General features: G+C 66.5%; 13 protein-coding genes and 1 pseudogene. 5 read left to right on the forward strand and 9 right to left on the reverse strand.

Translation table 11 applies throughout. The annotated features are described in order from the left end of the window. Positions 1-13 precede the first annotated feature (13 nt). Positions 14-1,273: an Hsp70 family protein gene (locus C7401_RS29280; RefSeq protein ID WP_112174889.1), complete on the forward strand. Its 1,260-nt coding sequence runs from the start codon at positions 14-16 to the stop codon at positions 1,271-1,273. A 158-nt stretch (positions 1,274-1,431) separates the two neighbouring features. Here C7401_RS29280 and C7401_RS29285 read toward each other — a convergent pair whose 3' ends face one another. Continuing rightward, entirely contained in the window at positions 1,432-1,635 is a 204-nt protein-coding gene (locus C7401_RS29285) for a cold-shock protein (RefSeq protein WP_027819263.1), read from the reverse strand. Between the two features lie 423 nt (positions 1,636-2,058). Here C7401_RS29285 and C7401_RS29290 point away from each other — a divergent pair, with 423 nt between their 5' ends. Then, positions 2,059-3,654 carry an APC family permease gene (locus tag C7401_RS29290; protein ID WP_112174890.1) on the forward strand — a complete coding sequence of 532 codons (1,596 nt, stop codon included), beginning with the start codon at positions 2,059-2,061 and terminating at the stop codon, positions 3,652-3,654. A 129-nt stretch (positions 3,655-3,783) separates the two neighbouring features. Here the strand turns inward: C7401_RS29290 and C7401_RS29295 are convergent, their stop codons facing one another. The 7 genes and pseudogenes from C7401_RS29295 to C7401_RS29325 form a co-directional block, all read right to left on the reverse strand. Further along, complete coding sequence (locus C7401_RS29295; RefSeq protein WP_112174891.1) at positions 3,784-4,578, reverse strand: DODA-type extradiol aromatic ring-opening family dioxygenase; 795 nt, start codon at positions 4,576-4,578, stop codon at positions 3,784-3,786. A gap of 150 nt (positions 4,579-4,728) precedes the next feature. Further along, the gene (locus C7401_RS29300) at positions 4,729-5,352 is read right to left on the reverse strand and encodes a UbiX family flavin prenyltransferase (RefSeq protein WP_112174892.1); all 624 of its coding nucleotides are present in this window, start codon (positions 5,350-5,352) and stop codon (positions 4,729-4,731) included. 140 nt (positions 5,353-5,492) lie between these two features. Then, positions 5,493-5,804 carry a Grx4 family monothiol glutaredoxin gene (gene grxD, locus C7401_RS29305; protein WP_112174893.1) on the reverse strand — a complete coding sequence of 104 codons (312 nt, stop codon included), beginning with the start codon at positions 5,802-5,804 and terminating at the stop codon, positions 5,493-5,495. A 107-nt stretch (positions 5,805-5,911) separates the two neighbouring features. Further along, on the reverse strand, positions 5,912-6,757 hold the full coding sequence (gene prmC, locus C7401_RS29310) for a peptide chain release factor N(5)-glutamine methyltransferase (RefSeq protein ID WP_112174894.1): 846 nt from the start codon (positions 6,755-6,757) through the stop codon (positions 5,912-5,914). Between the two features lie 13 nt (positions 6,758-6,770). After that, a complete protein-coding gene (gene prfA / locus C7401_RS29315) occupies positions 6,771-7,853 on the reverse strand; it encodes a peptide chain release factor 1 (RefSeq protein ID WP_112174895.1) in 1,083 nt (360 codons plus the stop codon). 191 nt (positions 7,854-8,044) lie between these two features. Further along, a pseudogene (gene hemA, locus C7401_RS29320) lies at positions 8,045-9,334 on the reverse strand (glutamyl-tRNA reductase); the annotation flags it as partial. A 27-nt stretch (positions 9,335-9,361) separates the two neighbouring features. After that, positions 9,362-10,108 (reverse strand): response regulator transcription factor, encoded by a 747-nt coding sequence (locus C7401_RS29325; protein ID WP_112174897.1) that lies wholly within the window; start codon positions 10,106-10,108, stop codon positions 9,362-9,364. 193 nt (positions 10,109-10,301) lie between these two features. Here C7401_RS29325 and C7401_RS29330 point away from each other — a divergent pair, with 193 nt between their 5' ends. Genes C7401_RS29330 through C7401_RS29340 form a run of 3 tightly spaced genes read left to right on the forward strand, consistent with a single transcriptional unit; the run spans position 10,302 to position 13,097 of the window. Further along, entirely contained in the window at positions 10,302-10,559 is a 258-nt protein-coding gene (locus tag C7401_RS29330) for a hypothetical protein (RefSeq protein WP_112174898.1), read from the forward strand. Positions 10,560-10,615: 56 nt separating this feature from the next. Continuing rightward, a complete protein-coding gene (locus C7401_RS29335) occupies positions 10,616-12,430 on the forward strand; it encodes an aminopeptidase P family protein (protein ID WP_112174899.1) in 1,815 nt (604 codons plus the stop codon). 43 nt (positions 12,431-12,473) lie between these two features. Further along, a complete protein-coding gene (locus tag C7401_RS29340) occupies positions 12,474-13,097 on the forward strand; it encodes an HAD family hydrolase (RefSeq protein WP_112174900.1) in 624 nt (207 codons plus the stop codon). 66 nt (positions 13,098-13,163) lie between these two features. On the opposite strand, the gene C7401_RS29345 is transcribed toward C7401_RS29340, so the two are convergent. Beyond that, entirely contained in the window at positions 13,164-14,333 is a 1,170-nt protein-coding gene (locus C7401_RS29345) for a DUF748 domain-containing protein (RefSeq protein WP_112174901.1), read from the reverse strand. Positions 14,334-14,456: the final 123 nt, after the last annotated feature.

Here is a 14,456-nt window from a genome sequence, read left to right on the forward strand (position 1 = left end):
CGCAGCCTTTGCCATGACCAGCTTCTGCGCGATTGACTTCGGAACCTCCAATTCGGCAGTGGCGCTGCCCGCAGCGGCCGGCGACGCCATGCGCCTCGCGCCGGTGGAAGGCGCCCACACCACCTTGCCGACGTCGGTGTTCTTCAACGTCGACGAACACACGCGCGAGTTCGGGCGCGCCGCACTGGCGTCCTATATCGACGGCTTCGACGGCCGCCTGATGCGCTCGATGAAAAGCATCCTCGGCTCGCCGCTCGCCGAAAGCACGACCGACCTCGGCGACGGCAGCGCGATTCGCTACACCGAGATCATCACGATCTTTCTCGAACACCTGAAACGCAGCGCCGAACGCTGCGCGGGCGCGCCGATCACGCACGCGGTGCTCGGGCGCCCCGTGTTCTTCGTCGACGAGGACCCGCGCGCCGACCGGCTCGCGCAGGACCAGCTCGAAGGCGCGGCGCGCGGCGTGGGCTTTCGCGAGATCGAGTTCCAGTACGAGCCGATCGCGGCCGCGTTCGACTACGAGTCGCGCCTTACCGCGGAAGGGCTCGTGCTCGTGGCCGACATTGGCGGCGGCACGTCGGACTTTTCGCTCGTACGCGTGGGGCCGCAGCGCATGTCGCGGCTCGAGCGCAAGGACGACGTGCTCGCGCACCACGGCGTGCACGTGGCGGGCACCGACTTCGACCGCCGCGTCGAGCTCGCGACCATCCTGCGCGAACTCGGCTACCAGGCGCTCGACCCGGAAGGCCGCGAAGTGCCGAACCGCATCTACTTCGATCTGGCGACCTGGCACCTGATCAACACGATCTACACGCCCAAGCGCACCACCGAGCTCAAGCTCATGCGTCACCTGTACCGCGAGACGCGCCACCACGACCGCCTGATGCGCGTGGTCGAGGAGCGTCTCGGGCACGCGCTCATGGCGCGCGCGGAGGAGGCGAAGATCGGCGTGTCGGCGGGCGGGGAGACGATGATCGACCTCGAATCGGTCGAAGCGGATCTGCGCCTCGCGTTCGGCGACGCCCAGCTCGTCGAGGCGGGCCGCGAGGAAACGCGCCGCATCGTGCAGGCCGCGCGCGACACCGTGCAGGCCGCGGGCGTGGCGCCGGGCCAGGTGAGCGCGCTCTACTTCACGGGCGGCTCGACCGGCCTCATGTTCCTCACGCAGGCGCTGGCCGAGGCGTTCCCCGATGCCCAGCCCGTGTTCGGCGACCGCCTCGCGAGCGTGGCGACGGGGCTTGGCATTCACGCGCGGCGCCTGTTTGGCTGAGCGCACCGGGCGGGCTTGATCCGCGCAAAAAACGGCAGGCAAGAAAAAACCCCACGTTCGAGAAGAAGCGTGGGGTTTTTCGGTAAGCTTGCCACTCAAGAACCGGTGTTCAGGTCCTGAACGTCAAAGCAGGTCGGCGCGGACACGGTCCGCAGCCCTTAGACCGGCTTGATGTTGGCGGCTTGCTTGCCCTTCGGGCCCGTACGGACTTCGAATTGAACCTTTTGGTTCTCTTGCAGCGTCTTGAAGCCGTCGATCTTGATTTCCGAGAAGTGCGCGAACAGGTCTTCGCCGCCGCCGTCCGGAGTGATGAAGCCAAAGCCCTTTGCGTCATTGAACCACTTGACGGTACCGGTTTCCATATTACTTTCCTAAAAATGAATGAAGGCCGAAGCCCGAGAGGTGCATGAAAATCAAGGAAGGGGTATGGGACCAGCCGGAGTACCGTTGATGGGCGAACTACGAAAGACCAATTCACACTCGCCGCTTGAAATCCTGCTCGAACTTTATACGGCTTATTGCGAACAAGGTCAACTGGGGGCCCGGCAATCTCCATGTTTTTTTACTTCGGGGACGCAACAAAACCTTACAAAGCTTGATAAGCAAATGACTTTTTTGTATTAAGCCGCGACTTTCGGCGGTGCAACCGGTTAAACTACGCGCCGCGCTAAAGTTGCGCCTACAGGCGCAATCTTTCGTGTGGAGGTACGACAACCGCGGGAAACCCGCCCGCACAACAGACGGGATAAATGCGGTGTCGAGCTGCTCTTGATACAGGAGAAGACGTGAAAAGTTCTATTCAACGGAACATCGGCCCGTTCGCGCTGATGTTTACCGGCCTCGGGTCGATTATCGGTTCGGGCTGGCTGTTCGGCGCGTGGAAGGCGGCGAAAATCGCGGGTCCGGCGGCCGTTTGTGCCTGGATCATCGGCGCCGTGGTCATTCTGGCCATCGCCCTGACTTACGCCGAACTGGGCGCGATGTTCCCGGAGTCGGGCGGCATGGTCCGTTACGCCCGCTACTCGCACGGCGCACTGGTGGGCTTCATCAGCGCGTGGGCAAACTGGATCGCCATTGTCTCGGTGATCCCGATCGAAGCCGAAGCCTCGATCCAGTACATGAGCACCTGGCCCTACGAGTGGGCGCACGCGCTCTTCGTCGACGGGTCATTAACACATTCAGGGCTCGGGCTTTCCGCCATCCTCGTGATCATCTACTTCATGCTCAACTATTGGGGTGTGAAGCTGTTCGCGCGCGCCAATAGCGCGATCACGATCTTCAAGTTCATCATTCCGGGTCTCACGATCGTCGGTCTGATGGCGGGTGGCTTCCACCACGAGAATTTCGGCGAGGCGAGCACGTTCGCGCCTTATGGCTGGTCGGCGGTGTTCACGGCGGTCGCGACGAGCGGCATCGTGTTCGCGTTCAACGGCTTCCAGAGCCCGATCAACCTCGCGGGTGAAGCGCGCAATCCGGCCAAGAGCGTGCCGTTCGCGGTGATCGGCTCGATCCTCTGCGCGCTCGTGATCTACGTGCTGCTGCAAATCGCGTACATCGGCGCGGTTTCGCCGTCGGACGTCATGAAGGGCTGGAACACGTTCAACTTCAAGTCGCCGTTCGCGGAACTCGCGATCGCGCTGAACCTGAACTGGCTCGCCATCCTGCTCTACGTCGACGCATTCGTGAGCCCGAGCGGCACCGGTACGACCTACATGGCGACGACCTCGCGCATGATCTACGCGATGGAGCGCAACAACACGATGCCGAAGATGTTCGGCAACGTGCACCCGTTCTACGGCGTGCCGCGCAACGCGATGTGGTTCAACCTGCTTGTTTCGTTCATCTTCATGTTCTTCTTCCGCGGCTGGAGCTCGCTTGCGGCGGTGATCTCGGTGGCGACGGTGATTTCGTACCTCACGGGTCCGATCAGCCTGATGGCGCTCAAGCGCGCCGCCTCGGACATCGAGCGCCCGCTCTCCGTGCCGTTCATGAAAGTGATCGCGCCGTTCGCGTTCGTCTGCGCGTCGATGATCCTGTACTGGGCGAAGTGGCCGCTGACCGGCGAAATCATCCTGCTGATGGTCGTCGCGCTGCCGGTGTACTTCTACTTCCAGCGCAAGCAGGGCTTCGCCGGCTGGGGCCAGGATCTGAAGGCCGCATGGTGGCTGTGCGCGTACCTGCCGATCATGGCGCTGCTCTCGTTGCTCGGCAGCAAGGAGTTCGGCGGCAGCGGCCTGCTTCCCTACGGCTGGGACATGCTCGTGGTCGCGCTGATCTCGCTCGTGTTCTATTACTGGGGCGTGAGTTCGGGCTACCGTTCGCCGTACCTCGCCGAACGCGAAGAACACGACGAAGTGCTCGAAGGCATCGGCGCGCACTAAGTGCACTAAGCCAAGCGCACTAAGCGTTGCTGGTCCGATTGCGCCGCGCTGTCGAAGCGGCGCAAAACAAAAAGCCCGCCTGAAGCGATTCAGGCGGGCTTTTTTGCGTCCGGAGCGTGTGCGGCGGTCTTACTGCACGGCGCTGCCGAACACGTAGTTCGTCATCGCCAGCGCGCGCTGGTAGGTGCCGAGCGATTGCACGCCGAGTGTGTAGTCGTCGTCAGCCGCGCCGAGCGCCGCGAAGACGGGCAGCAGGTGCTCGTCGGTCGGGTGCATGAGCACCGCGTGCGGAGCGCGCTGGCGGTAGTCGAGCAGCGCGTCGATATCGCGTGCGGCGAGGTGGTTCTCGAACCAGTCGGTGAACTCGGCCACGCGCGGGTCGGCGTCTTCGGGGCGCGCCGAGAAGTCCGCCGCGCGCAGGTTGTGCGTGATCTGGCCCGAACCGATCACCATCACGCCTTCGTCGCGCAACGCGCGCAGCGCGCGGCCGATGGCGAAGTGGTGCGCGGCGTCGGCGCGCGGCTGGATCGAGAGCTGCGCGACCGGCACGTCGGCGTCGGGGAACATCAGCAGCATGGGCACCCACGCGCCATGGTCGAGCCCGTGCGCTTCCTCATCGACCGGCACACCTTGCTCGCGCAGCAGCGCCGCGGCGCGCTGCGCCGTCTCGGGCGCGCCCGGCGCCGGATACTGGATCTCGTAGAGCGCGCGCGGAAAGCCGTAGAAGTCGTGGATCGTTTCGGGCTGCGCGGCGGTGCTCACCACGGGGCGTATCGTGCCCCAGTGCGCCGAGAGCATCAGCACCGACTGCGGACGCGGCAGGTGCTGCGCAAGCGTGGTGAAGCCGCCGGACGGCAGCGACGGGTCGATCGGCAGCGTCGGCGCGCCGTGCGAAAGATAGAGGGTAGGCGTACGGGTTGTCATGATCGTGGGCTGGCCGCGCCAGGGCGGTCCGAAAGTATCGTATTGCGATCAATATAGGAGCCTACCGCCGAGAATTAAACGGGGCGAAAGGGAATTGATTGTGTCGCCGGTATTGATAATCGGCGCAGCGCGAAGAGATTCGGGCCGCGGCTACTCGCCGCTGCCGCGCAGCCCCGGCCAGGCGGGCGAGAGCGCGGGTCCGAGCGCGAACAGGTCGAGCACGCGCGCCACGGTGTGATCGACCATTTCGTCGATCGAGGCCGGCTGGTTGTAGAAGGCCGGCAGCGGCGGGAAGATCACGCCGCCCATTTCGGTCACGGCCGTCATGTTGCGCAGATGCGCGAGGTTGAACGGCGTCTCGCGCACGAGCAGCACGAGGCGGCGGCGCTCCTTGAGCGTGACGTCGGCGGCGCGTGCGATCAGGTTGTCGGAGAGGCCGTGGGCGACGCTCGCGAGCGTCTTCATCGAGCAGGGCGCGACGATCATGCCGTCGGTCGCGAAGGAGCCCGATGCGATGGTTGCGCCGACATCGCGCACCGAATGGACCACATCGGCGCGCGCATGGAGATCGTCTTTCGTGATCTGGAGTTCGTGCTGGATGTTCAGCCACCCCGCGGCCGACACCAGCAGATGCGTTTCGACGCCGCCCAGCCGCCGCAGCACGTCGAGCATGCGCACGCCATAGATCGCGCCCGTGGCGCCCGTAATCGCGATGATCAGCCGGCGTTGCGCGGGCCGTGCGACGGCGGACGAGGCAGGGGAGGCGGTATTCACGTCAGGCGGGTGGGGAGTCGAAGCGAAGGCGAGGCGCGCGGCGCCTCATGAAGCGCGCGGGCGTGGCGCGCCGCGCGCCCGGGGACAAACGAGACGCAATGGATTGCCATTGCGTCCGCCGCCGCCCCGCAGGCCGGCATTTACGCCGCGGCGAAGAGCTGTTGCAGTTCGCCGTTCTGGTACATCTCCATCATGATGTCCGAGCCGCCGATGAACTCGCCCTTCACGTAGAGCTGCGGAATGGTCGGCCAGTTCGAGAATTCCTTGATGCCCTGGCGGATCTCGTCGTCCTCGAGCACGTTGACGGTCTTGAGCTGATCGACGCCGCACGCTTTCAGGATCTGCACCGCGCGACCGGAGAAGCCGCACATCGGGAACTGCGCGTTGCCCTTCATGAAGAGGACGACGGCGTTTTCGTCGACGATCTGCTTGATGCGTTGTTGAGTGTCCATGACTGACCTTGCGATTGGATTGATGCTGAATACGTTGGAATGCAGGATGAAATGATAGCGGATTTCGTCGGGGAGAGCCGGGCGTGACCGGTGGGCTCAGCCAGGCATCAGCCAGGCATACGGCCGCCGCTGATGCGCTCGATGCCCGCCAGGTCGCGCCCGGAGCGCACATCGGCGAAGCCCGCGCCTGCCAGCAGTGCGCGCACGGCTTGCGCCTGGTCATAACCGTGCTCCATCCAGAGCGTGCCGCCAGGCGCGAGCCGCGCGGGCGCGCCCGCAACGATCGCGCGCAGGGCGGTGAGGCCGTCGGCTTCGTCGGTGAGCGCGCCGCGCGGCTCGAAACGCAAGTCGCCCTGCTCCAGATGCGGATCGCCGCTCGCGATATACGGCGGATTGCTCACGATCGCCTCGAAGCGCAGCGCCGGGTCGAGCGTGTCGTACCAGCTGCCCGCCACGAACGCGAGGGCGCCGCCGGGGCGCCGCGCGTTCAGCAGTTTCGCGGCATTGCGCGCCGCCACCTCGAGTGCGGCCGCGGAGCGGTCGACCGCCCAGACGCGTGCGTCGGGCCGCATCGACGCGAGCGCCACGGCGATCGCGCCGCTGCCGGTGCCGAGGTCGAGCACGCGCGGCTGCACAACGCCTTCGAGCGCGGCGAGCGCCGTTTCCACGAGCAGTTCGGTTTCCGGGCGCGGAATCAGCACATCGGGCGTCACATCGAAGTCGAGGCCGTAGAACTCGCGCGCGCCCACGAGCTGCGCGATCGGCTCACCTTGCACGCGGCGCGCTTCGAGCGCGCGGTAAGCGTCCACGCGGGCCGCGTCGAGCGCCTGGTCGCCGCGCGTGATGAGTTCGGTGCGGCGCCAGCCGAGCACGTGCATCAGCAGGATGCGCGCTTCGAGCGCGGGCAGCGGCGAGGCGCGCAGCAGGGCGTCGGCGGTGACGGCTTCGTTCATACCGGGTGCGCGCTCAATCCGCGTCGCCGAGCGAGGCAAGCTGTTCGGCCTGATGCTCGGAAACCAGGGCGCCGATCAACTCGCCGAGGTCGCCGTCCATGATCGCTTCGAGACGATAGAGCGTGAGATTGATGCGGTGATCGGTGAGCCGCCCTTGCGGGAAGTTATAGGTGCGGATGCGCTCCGAGCGGTCGCCCGAGCCCACGAGGCTCTTGCGCGTGGCCGCTTCCTTCGCGTGCTGCTCCTGGTACTGCTTGTCCTTGATGCGCGCGGCGAGCACCTTGAGCGCGCGATCCTTGTTCTTGTGCTGCGAGCGGTCGTCCTGGCATTCCACGACGATGCCGGTCGGCAAGTGCGTCACGCGTACGGCCGAATCGGTCTTGTTGATGTGCTGGCCGCCCGCGCCCGAAGCGCGGAACGTGTCGATGCGCAGATCGGCGGGATTGATCTCGACCTCGCCAATTTCATCCGCCTCGGGCATCACCGCGACCGTGCAGGCCGACGTGTGGATGCGGCCCTGCGTTTCCGTGGCCGGCACGCGCTGCACGCGATGGCCGCCCGACTCGAATTTGAGCTTCGAATAGGCCGCTTCGCCCGCAATGCGCACGATCACTTCCTTGTAGCCGCCCAGATCCGACTCGCTCGCCGACATCATTTCGATCTGCCAGCGGTTGCGCTCCGCGTAGCGCAGGTACATACGCAGGAGGTCGCCCGCGAACAGGGCCGACTCGTCGCCGCCCGTGCCCGCGCGGATTTCGAGGAACACGTTGCGGTCGTCGTTGGGGTCCTTCGGCAGCAGCATCATCTGCAATTCGTGCTGGAGCTGCGCCATGCGCTCGCGCGCGGCCTTCACTTCTTCCTCGGCGAAGTCGCGCATCGAGGCATCGGAGAGCAGGTCCTTCGCCGCGGCCTCGTCGTCTTTCGCCTGGCGCCATTGGCCGTAGTGCTCGACCACCGGCCCCAGTTCCGAATGCTCACGCGTGAGCTTGCGGTACTGGTCGCGGTTCGAGGTCACGTCGGGACGGCTCAACAGGTCGTTCAGCTCGGCCAGGCGCGTAGTCAGCTGGTCGAGCTTCGATTGCATGCTCGTTTTCATCGGGCGGTGCGGAGCGGGCTCCGGAAAGGACTGCGAGAGAGAAGAGGCGGGCGCGCGGCCCGTTCGTGCGGGGCGCGCATGGCGCGCGCCGGGCCCGAGCGTCGCTAACGGTCCGAAGAACCTGACGCTTCAGTCGAGCCGGAGGCGTCCGCGGAACGGGACGAGGCGTCGGAGGTCGCGGGCTGCGCCGCGTCGCCGGATTTCGGCGACTGGCCGTGGCGATAGAAACCGCCCATCAGCTCGATGAGCGAATCGCGGTTGTCGCCGCTCGATGTGTTGAGCGCGTGCGTCGGGCCGTGGATCAGCTTGTTGGTGAGCGACTGCGAGAGCGCTTCGAGCACGGCGGACGGGTCGTCGCCGCGCGCGAGCATCTTGCGGGCGCGCTCGAGTTCGGCGCGGCGCAGGGCGTCGGCCTGGGTGTGCATGTGGCGGATGACGGGCACGATGCTGCGCGAGTCGAGCCACTGCATGAAGTTCGCCACGCGCGACTCGATGATCGTTTCGGCCTGCGCCACGGCGGCCTGGCGCGAGGCATTGCCTTCGCGCACGATCGTGCCGAGATCGTCGACGGTGTAGAGGAACACGTCTTCGAGCTGGCCGACTTCGGGCTCGATGTCACGCGGCACCGCGAGGTCGACCATGAAAATGGGGCGGTGACGGCGCGCCTTCACCGCGCGCTCGACGGCGCCGAGACCAATGATGGGCAGCGTGGACGCCGTGCACGAGACGATGATGTCGAACTCGTGCATGCGCGAGGGCAGGTCGGAGAGCGGAATCGACTTGCCGTTGAAACGTTCCGCAACATAGCGCCCGCGCTCGGCGGTGCGATTGGCCACCACGAGTTCGCGCGGCTGCTGCGCGGCGAAGTGGGCGGCGCACAGCTCGATCATTTCGCCCGCGCCGATGAACAGCACGCGCTGGTTGGCGATCTTGTCGAAGATGCGCTGCGCGAGGCGCACGGCGGCGGCGGCCATCGAAACCGACTGCGCGCCGATTTCAGTCGTGGTGCGCACTTCCTTCGCCACGGCGAAGGTGCGCTGGAACAACTGGTTCAGATAGGTGCCGAGGGCGCCCGCTTCGGTCGCGGTGCGTACCGCCGTTTTCAACTGGCCGACGATCTGCGTTTCGCCGAGCACCATCGAATCGAGTCCCGACGCCACCCGGAACGCATGGCGGACCGCTTCGGACTGCGGCAGCGTATAGACGTGCGGCGCGAGTTCCTCCTCGCGGATGCCGTGGTAGTGGGACAGCCAGCTCACCGCGGCCTCGCGCGAGCCGTGCGCGTCGGTCGCGCAATAGAGCTCGGTGCGGTTGCAGGTGGAGAGGATGGCGGCCTCCGGCGCGCTCAGCGAACGCTTGCCGGACCACGCTTCCTTGAACAAGCCGAGTGCGGGCTTGATCTGTTCGAGCGGAAACGCCACGCGTTCGCGCAAGGCGACGGGCGCGGTGTGGTGATTGATTCCGATCGTTAGAAGCTGCATACCATGGGGCGAAGATTTAGGCGGATATTATAACTTTTCCGCGCTTCTGACATTCTCGTCGACAGATTCCGACTCTTCGGCAGATGATAGGGGGAGTCTTTCGAGCTGGTAGCCGAAGCCGTACAAGGTCGTCAAACGCCAGCCGTGCTCGGGCCCGAGCTGCAATTTGCTGCGCAGCCGGGAGGCGTGCGTGTCGAGCGTGCGCGACCGAACGTCGCGGTTCAGATTCCACACCGTTTCGAGAATGCGCGCGCGCGAAACGGGGCGCGATGCGTTCGTGAACAGCAGCAGGGCGAAGCGATATTCCTTCGGCGTGAGCGTGACGGTCTGGCCCCGGAAGGACACTTCGTAGCGCCCCGAGTCGAAGAGATAGTCGCCAAAGCCGTGGCGCGCGCGGTTGCGCGGACGGCGCACGCCCGCGCGGCGCAGCAGCGCGTCGATGCGCGCGAGCATTTCGGGGCCGCGCACAGGCTTGGCGATACAGTCGTCGGCGCCGGCTTGCAGGCTCGCGACGATCTCGCTCTCGTGCGGCGTGACCATCAGCACGATGGCGGGCAGGCCCGGGAGCAGCTTGCGCGTGCGCGGGATGAGGTCGTCGGCGCCGGTGTCGCCGCACCACCATGCCACGACGAGGAGGTCGAAGGTTTCTTCTTCGAGCGTCTCGAAGAACTGCGTGCCGAGCGCGAAGTGCTGGCATGCGTGCCCGCCCGCGATGAGCAGGCGGACGACGATTTCGGCCTGACGGGCGTCGGGTTCGACTAGGGCGATTCGCATACGAGGGGGGCGGCCGCGGCGGACCGGACGCGCTTGCCTTGCGCCATCCCGCCCCCTACACTCAACCGCTACGCGGAAAGCGCCGAGCCGACCGTTCTCCAGTAAAAGTAGATGTAACCGAGAAAGTGATGCTAGCCCTCGCGCTTCGACGGTCCTATCAGACATCTCTGAAAATCTATAGGACAAATCTCTAATGGGCTGGTCCGGTATCGTTGTTCTGGGTCTGGTGGTGGGGTGTGCCGGGTGGTGGCTCCATCCCCTGCGCCGTGCCGCCCGCCACGGGCTCGCGCTGGCGGCCGTGGCCGGCGTGCTGGGCGCGGTGCTCGCGAAAGCGGCGGGCCGGGCGACGGGCCTCTTCTACGACGGCGAGGTGCTCGAATGGCCGCTTTGCACGGCGCTCGCACTCGTCTTCGTGGGCGCGTGCGTCGCGTTGCGCGCGCGGCGGCGCTAACCCGTTCCGATCCGGTCCACCCATCATCCCGCCCCGAATTCTTCGCAGGTGAAAACATGAACGCCCGACTCCCCGAAACCGCTTCGATCCCTGAACGCATTGCCGCCCTGCGCGCCGCGATGGCGCGCGCCGACGTGGACGCCGCCCTCGTGCCGTCCGCCGATCCGCATCTCTCCGAGTACCTGCCGCGCCGCTGGCAGGGCCGCGAGTGGCTGTCGGGCTTCACCGGTTCGGTGGGCACGCTGGTCGTGACGAAGGACTTTGCTGGCGTGTGGGTGGACAGCCGCTACTGGGTGCAGGCCGAAAACCAGTTGGCGGGCACGGGCATACAGCTCATGAAGATGATGGCGGGCCAGCAGAGCGCGCCGCACATCGACTGGCTTGCGCAGAACGTGCGCGCGGGCGGCGCGGTGGCCGTGGACGGCGACGTGCTGGGTGTGGCCTCGGCGCGTGCGCTCGCCGACGCGCTCAAGGCGCGCGACATCGCGCTGCGCACCGACCTCGATCTGCTCGACGACGTGTGGCAGGGCCGCCCGTCGCTGCCGCTCGAACCGGTGTACGAGCACGTCGCGCCGCACGCGGACACGAGCCGCGCGGGCAAGCTCGAACAGGTGCGCCGCGCGATGCAGGAGAAGGGCGCGCAGTGGCATTTCATCTCGACGCTCGACGACCTCGCATGGCTCTTCAACCTGCGCGGCGCGGACGTCAACTACAACCCGGTGTTCGTCGCGCATGCGTTGATCGGGCCGGACGAAGCGACGCTCTTCGTCGCCGGCGGCAAGGTGGGCGAGGCGCTTGCGCAATCGCTCGCTAAAGACAAGGTGCGTGTGGCGCCCTATGCCGAGGCCGCAGCCGCGCTCGCGGCGCTGCCCGCCAAGGCCGCGCTGCTCGTCGATCCGCGCCGCGTGACGTACGGCTTGCTGAAGGCGGTGTCGTCGGCGGTGCAACTCGTGGAGTCGGTCAACCCGAGCACGTTCTTCAAGTCGCGCAAGACGGCCGCCGAAGCCAACCACGTGCGCGCGACCATGGAGCAGGACGGCGCGGCGCTCGCCGAGTTCTTCGCGTGGTTCGAAGCCGCGCTTGGCCACGAGACCATCACCGAACTGACCATCGACGAAAAGCTCACCGCCGCGCGCGCGCGCCGGCCCGGCTTCAAGTCGCTCTCGTTCGCGACCATCGCGGCCTTCAACGCCAACGGCGCGATGCCGCACTACCACGCCGTGCCCGAGTCGCACAGTGTGATCGAGGGCGACGGCCTGCTGCTGATCGACTCGCGCGGCCAGTACCTCGACGGCACCACCGACATCACGCGCGTCGTGCCCGTGGGCACACCGGGCGCGGAGCAAAAGCGCGACTTCACGCTCGTCCTCAAGGGCATGATGGCGCTCTCTCGCGCGCAGTTCCCGCGCGGCATCCGCTCGCCGATGCTCGACGCCATCGCGCGCGCGCCGATCTGGGAAGCCGGCGTGGACTATGGTCACGGCACGGGCCACGGCGTGGGCTACTTCCTGAACGTGCATGAAGGCCCGCAGGTCATCTCCCATTACGCGCCCGCCGAGCCGTGGACCGCGATGGAAGAGGGCATGATCACATCGGTCGAGCCGGGCATCTACCGGCCGGGCAAGTGGGGCGTGCGCATCGAGAATCTCGTGCTGAACCAGCGCGCCGAAACCACCGAATTCGGCGAGTTCCTCAACTTCGAGACGCTCACGCTCTGCCCAATCGACACGCGCTGTATCGATCTGTCGCTCCTGCGCGCGGACGAACGCGAATGGCTCAACGCGTACCACCAGACGGTGCGCGTGCGCGTCGCGCCGCATGTGAGCGGCGAGGCGCTCGCGTGGCTCGAAAAGCGCACGCAACCGATCTGATTTCCTCGATATTCAGCTAGCGATCAAGCGGAGCGGCAAGCGTATGGCGATCAAGGCAGTGGTGTTCGATTTCGGCGGCGTGCTCGTGGACTGGAATCCCGAGCATCTCTATCGCAAGCTCATTCCCAACGACGACGAGCGGCGCTGGTTCCTCACGAACGTCTGCAAGATGGACTGGGTGATCCGCCAGGACGGCGGCGAGCCCCTTGCCGTGGGCACCGAGGAACTGGTCGCGAAGTTTCCCGAGCACGAGGCGCTCATTCGCGCGTTTTACGACCGCTGGCACGAGATGATCGGCGGCCTGCTCGAGGGCGGCGTCGCCACCTTCGAGCGGCTGGAAGCGGCGGGCGTGCCGATCTTCGGCCTCACCAACTGGTCGGCGGAGACGTTTCCGTGGGCCTGGGAGCGCTTTGGCATCCTGCGGCGCTGCCGCGACATCGTCGTTTCGGGGCGTGTGAAGCTCGTGAAGCCCGATCCGGCGATTTTCCACGAGATGTTTCGCCGCATCGAGGCGCAGTTGCCGGGCGTGAAGCCCGAGGAACTCGTTTTCATCGACGACAACGCGCGCAACGCCGAGGCCGCCACGGCGCTCGGCTGGCATGGCGTGCATCACTCGAGCAACGCCGCCACCGACGCGAAGCTGCGCGAACTCGGCCTGCCGCTCTGAGCGGCTGATCGGCTGACTGCCTGTTCGCGTGATCGCCTGATCGCGCAGCAAGTCCGCACTCGCGGGCTATTTCGATGCGGGCGCCGGCGCCGCCGGTTGCCCGAGCAGGCTGCGCAGCGCGTCGGCGATTCCCTTCGCCGTTTGCCCTGCGCCCTTCGCCACGCCCTCCGCACTCACGCCGAGCGCTTGCGCGAACCCCGCGCGCAGTTCCGTCACGAGGCTTTCGTTGAGCTTGAATTTCGGATCGCGCAAGTTGCCGTCTAGCACGAAATGCAGCGTGATCTCGCCCTTGTGCGCCTTGAGCGCGGCCACGGCGGCGCGCGTCGGGATCGACAGGAAGGTGTCCACGGCGTCGCCGCTTTCCGCCAGTTGCAGGTTGTGCAGCGTGACCGTGCCCGGCGCGTGCAGGTGATAGCCGCGCACGGTCGAGGTGAGATCGAGGTCGAGCGTGCCGCCCGTCACATTGGCCTTGGCGCCGGCCTTTTTCAGCAGATACGGATCGATCGTGCGCACGTCCACGCCGCGCAGCGTCGTGTGCGTTTGCGAATCCTTGTTCGCGATCTGCACCCAGCCGTCAAACGCGACGCGGCCCGTATGCTCGGGGCCGACCACATTGCCCGTGACCGAAACGCGCGTGGGCTCGCTGAGCGCGGGCAGATGCACGTTGTCCACGCTCGCCTGCGCGCGGTTCACCGTCACGCGCCACGGCGGATTGCTCACCGAGCGGTCGTAGAACTCGAACGTGCCGTTCTCGAAGCCGATATGGTCGATGACCTTTTCGCGCGGCAGGCCGCCCGCGTCCGGCGTTGCGCTCGCGCCGGAAGCGGGCGCTGAAGCCTGCGCCATCTCGTCGCGCAGATTCGGCAGGATCAGGATGGAGCCGCTCTCCCGGCGCAGCACCGTCATCGTGAAGTCGCTCACGGTGACACTGCGGATGTGCACGCGGTGCGAGAGCAGTGCGCGCAGGTCGGGCGTGATCGTGATGCGCGCGGCGCGCAGCGTGTTGGCGGTGGGCCAGTTGGGCGGCGGTTTCAGGCGGACGTCGACGAGTTCGACGGACGAGAGGTTGAATGCCACGTTCACGCTCGCCGCCGTGCCGACGGGCGCGAGCGCTCGCTCCACATACGCCTTTGCCTCGCGCTGGAGCGTGTACATCGCGCCGAGCGCCGCAAGCACGAGTAACGCGGCGGCGATCGCCACGATCAGCAGAATCCGGTTGCGGAGCGGCATCGCCATGCGCAATTCCTCGCGGGGGAGAGGGCCAGGAGGCTAGAGGACCAAAGGCGGAAGGCCCTAAGCGTAGCGGCTTTCGCGCAACCGCCGTGCCGCGCGTGCCGCAAAGCAAAACGGCGGCCCGAG

The sequence above is a fragment of the Paraburkholderia unamae genome, assembly GCF_003268775.1.
Lineage (GTDB): Bacteria > Pseudomonadota > Gammaproteobacteria > Burkholderiales > Burkholderiaceae > Paraburkholderia > Paraburkholderia unamae.

Bases quoted from the DNA above. Each gene is read 5' to 3' on its own strand.
- C7401_RS29285 (WP_027819263.1), bottom strand. From the start codon at position 1,635: ATGGAAACCGGTACCGTCAAGTGGTTCAATGACGCAAAGGGCTTTGGC.
- C7401_RS29295 (WP_112174891.1), bottom strand. From the start codon at position 4,578: ATGACAACCCGTACGCCTACCCTCTATCTTTCGCACGGCGCGCCGACG.
- prmC (WP_112174894.1), bottom strand. From the start codon at position 6,757: ATGAACGAAGCCGTCACCGCCGACGCCCTGCTGCGCGCCTCGCCGCTG.
- C7401_RS29340 (WP_112174900.1), top strand. From the start codon at position 12,474: ATGGCGATCAAGGCAGTGGTGTTCGATTTCGGCGGCGTGCTCGTGGAC.
- C7401_RS29325 (WP_112174897.1), bottom strand. From the start codon at position 10,108: ATGCGAATCGCCCTAGTCGAACCCGACGCCCGTCAGGCCGAAATCGTC.
- C7401_RS29280 (WP_112174889.1), top strand. From the start codon at position 14: ATGACCAGCTTCTGCGCGATTGACTTCGGAACCTCCAATTCGGCAGTG.
- prfA (WP_112174895.1), bottom strand. From the start codon at position 7,853: ATGAAAACGAGCATGCAATCGAAGCTCGACCAGCTGACTACGCGCCTG.
- C7401_RS29335 (WP_112174899.1), top strand. From the start codon at position 10,616: ATGAACGCCCGACTCCCCGAAACCGCTTCGATCCCTGAACGCATTGCC.
- C7401_RS29345 (WP_112174901.1), bottom strand. From the start codon at position 14,333: ATGGCGATGCCGCTCCGCAACCGGATTCTGCTGATCGTGGCGATCGCC.
- C7401_RS29330 (WP_112174898.1), top strand. From the start codon at position 10,302: ATGGGCTGGTCCGGTATCGTTGTTCTGGGTCTGGTGGTGGGGTGTGCC.
- grxD (WP_112174893.1), bottom strand. From the start codon at position 5,804: ATGGACACTCAACAACGCATCAAGCAGATCGTCGACGAAAACGCCGTC.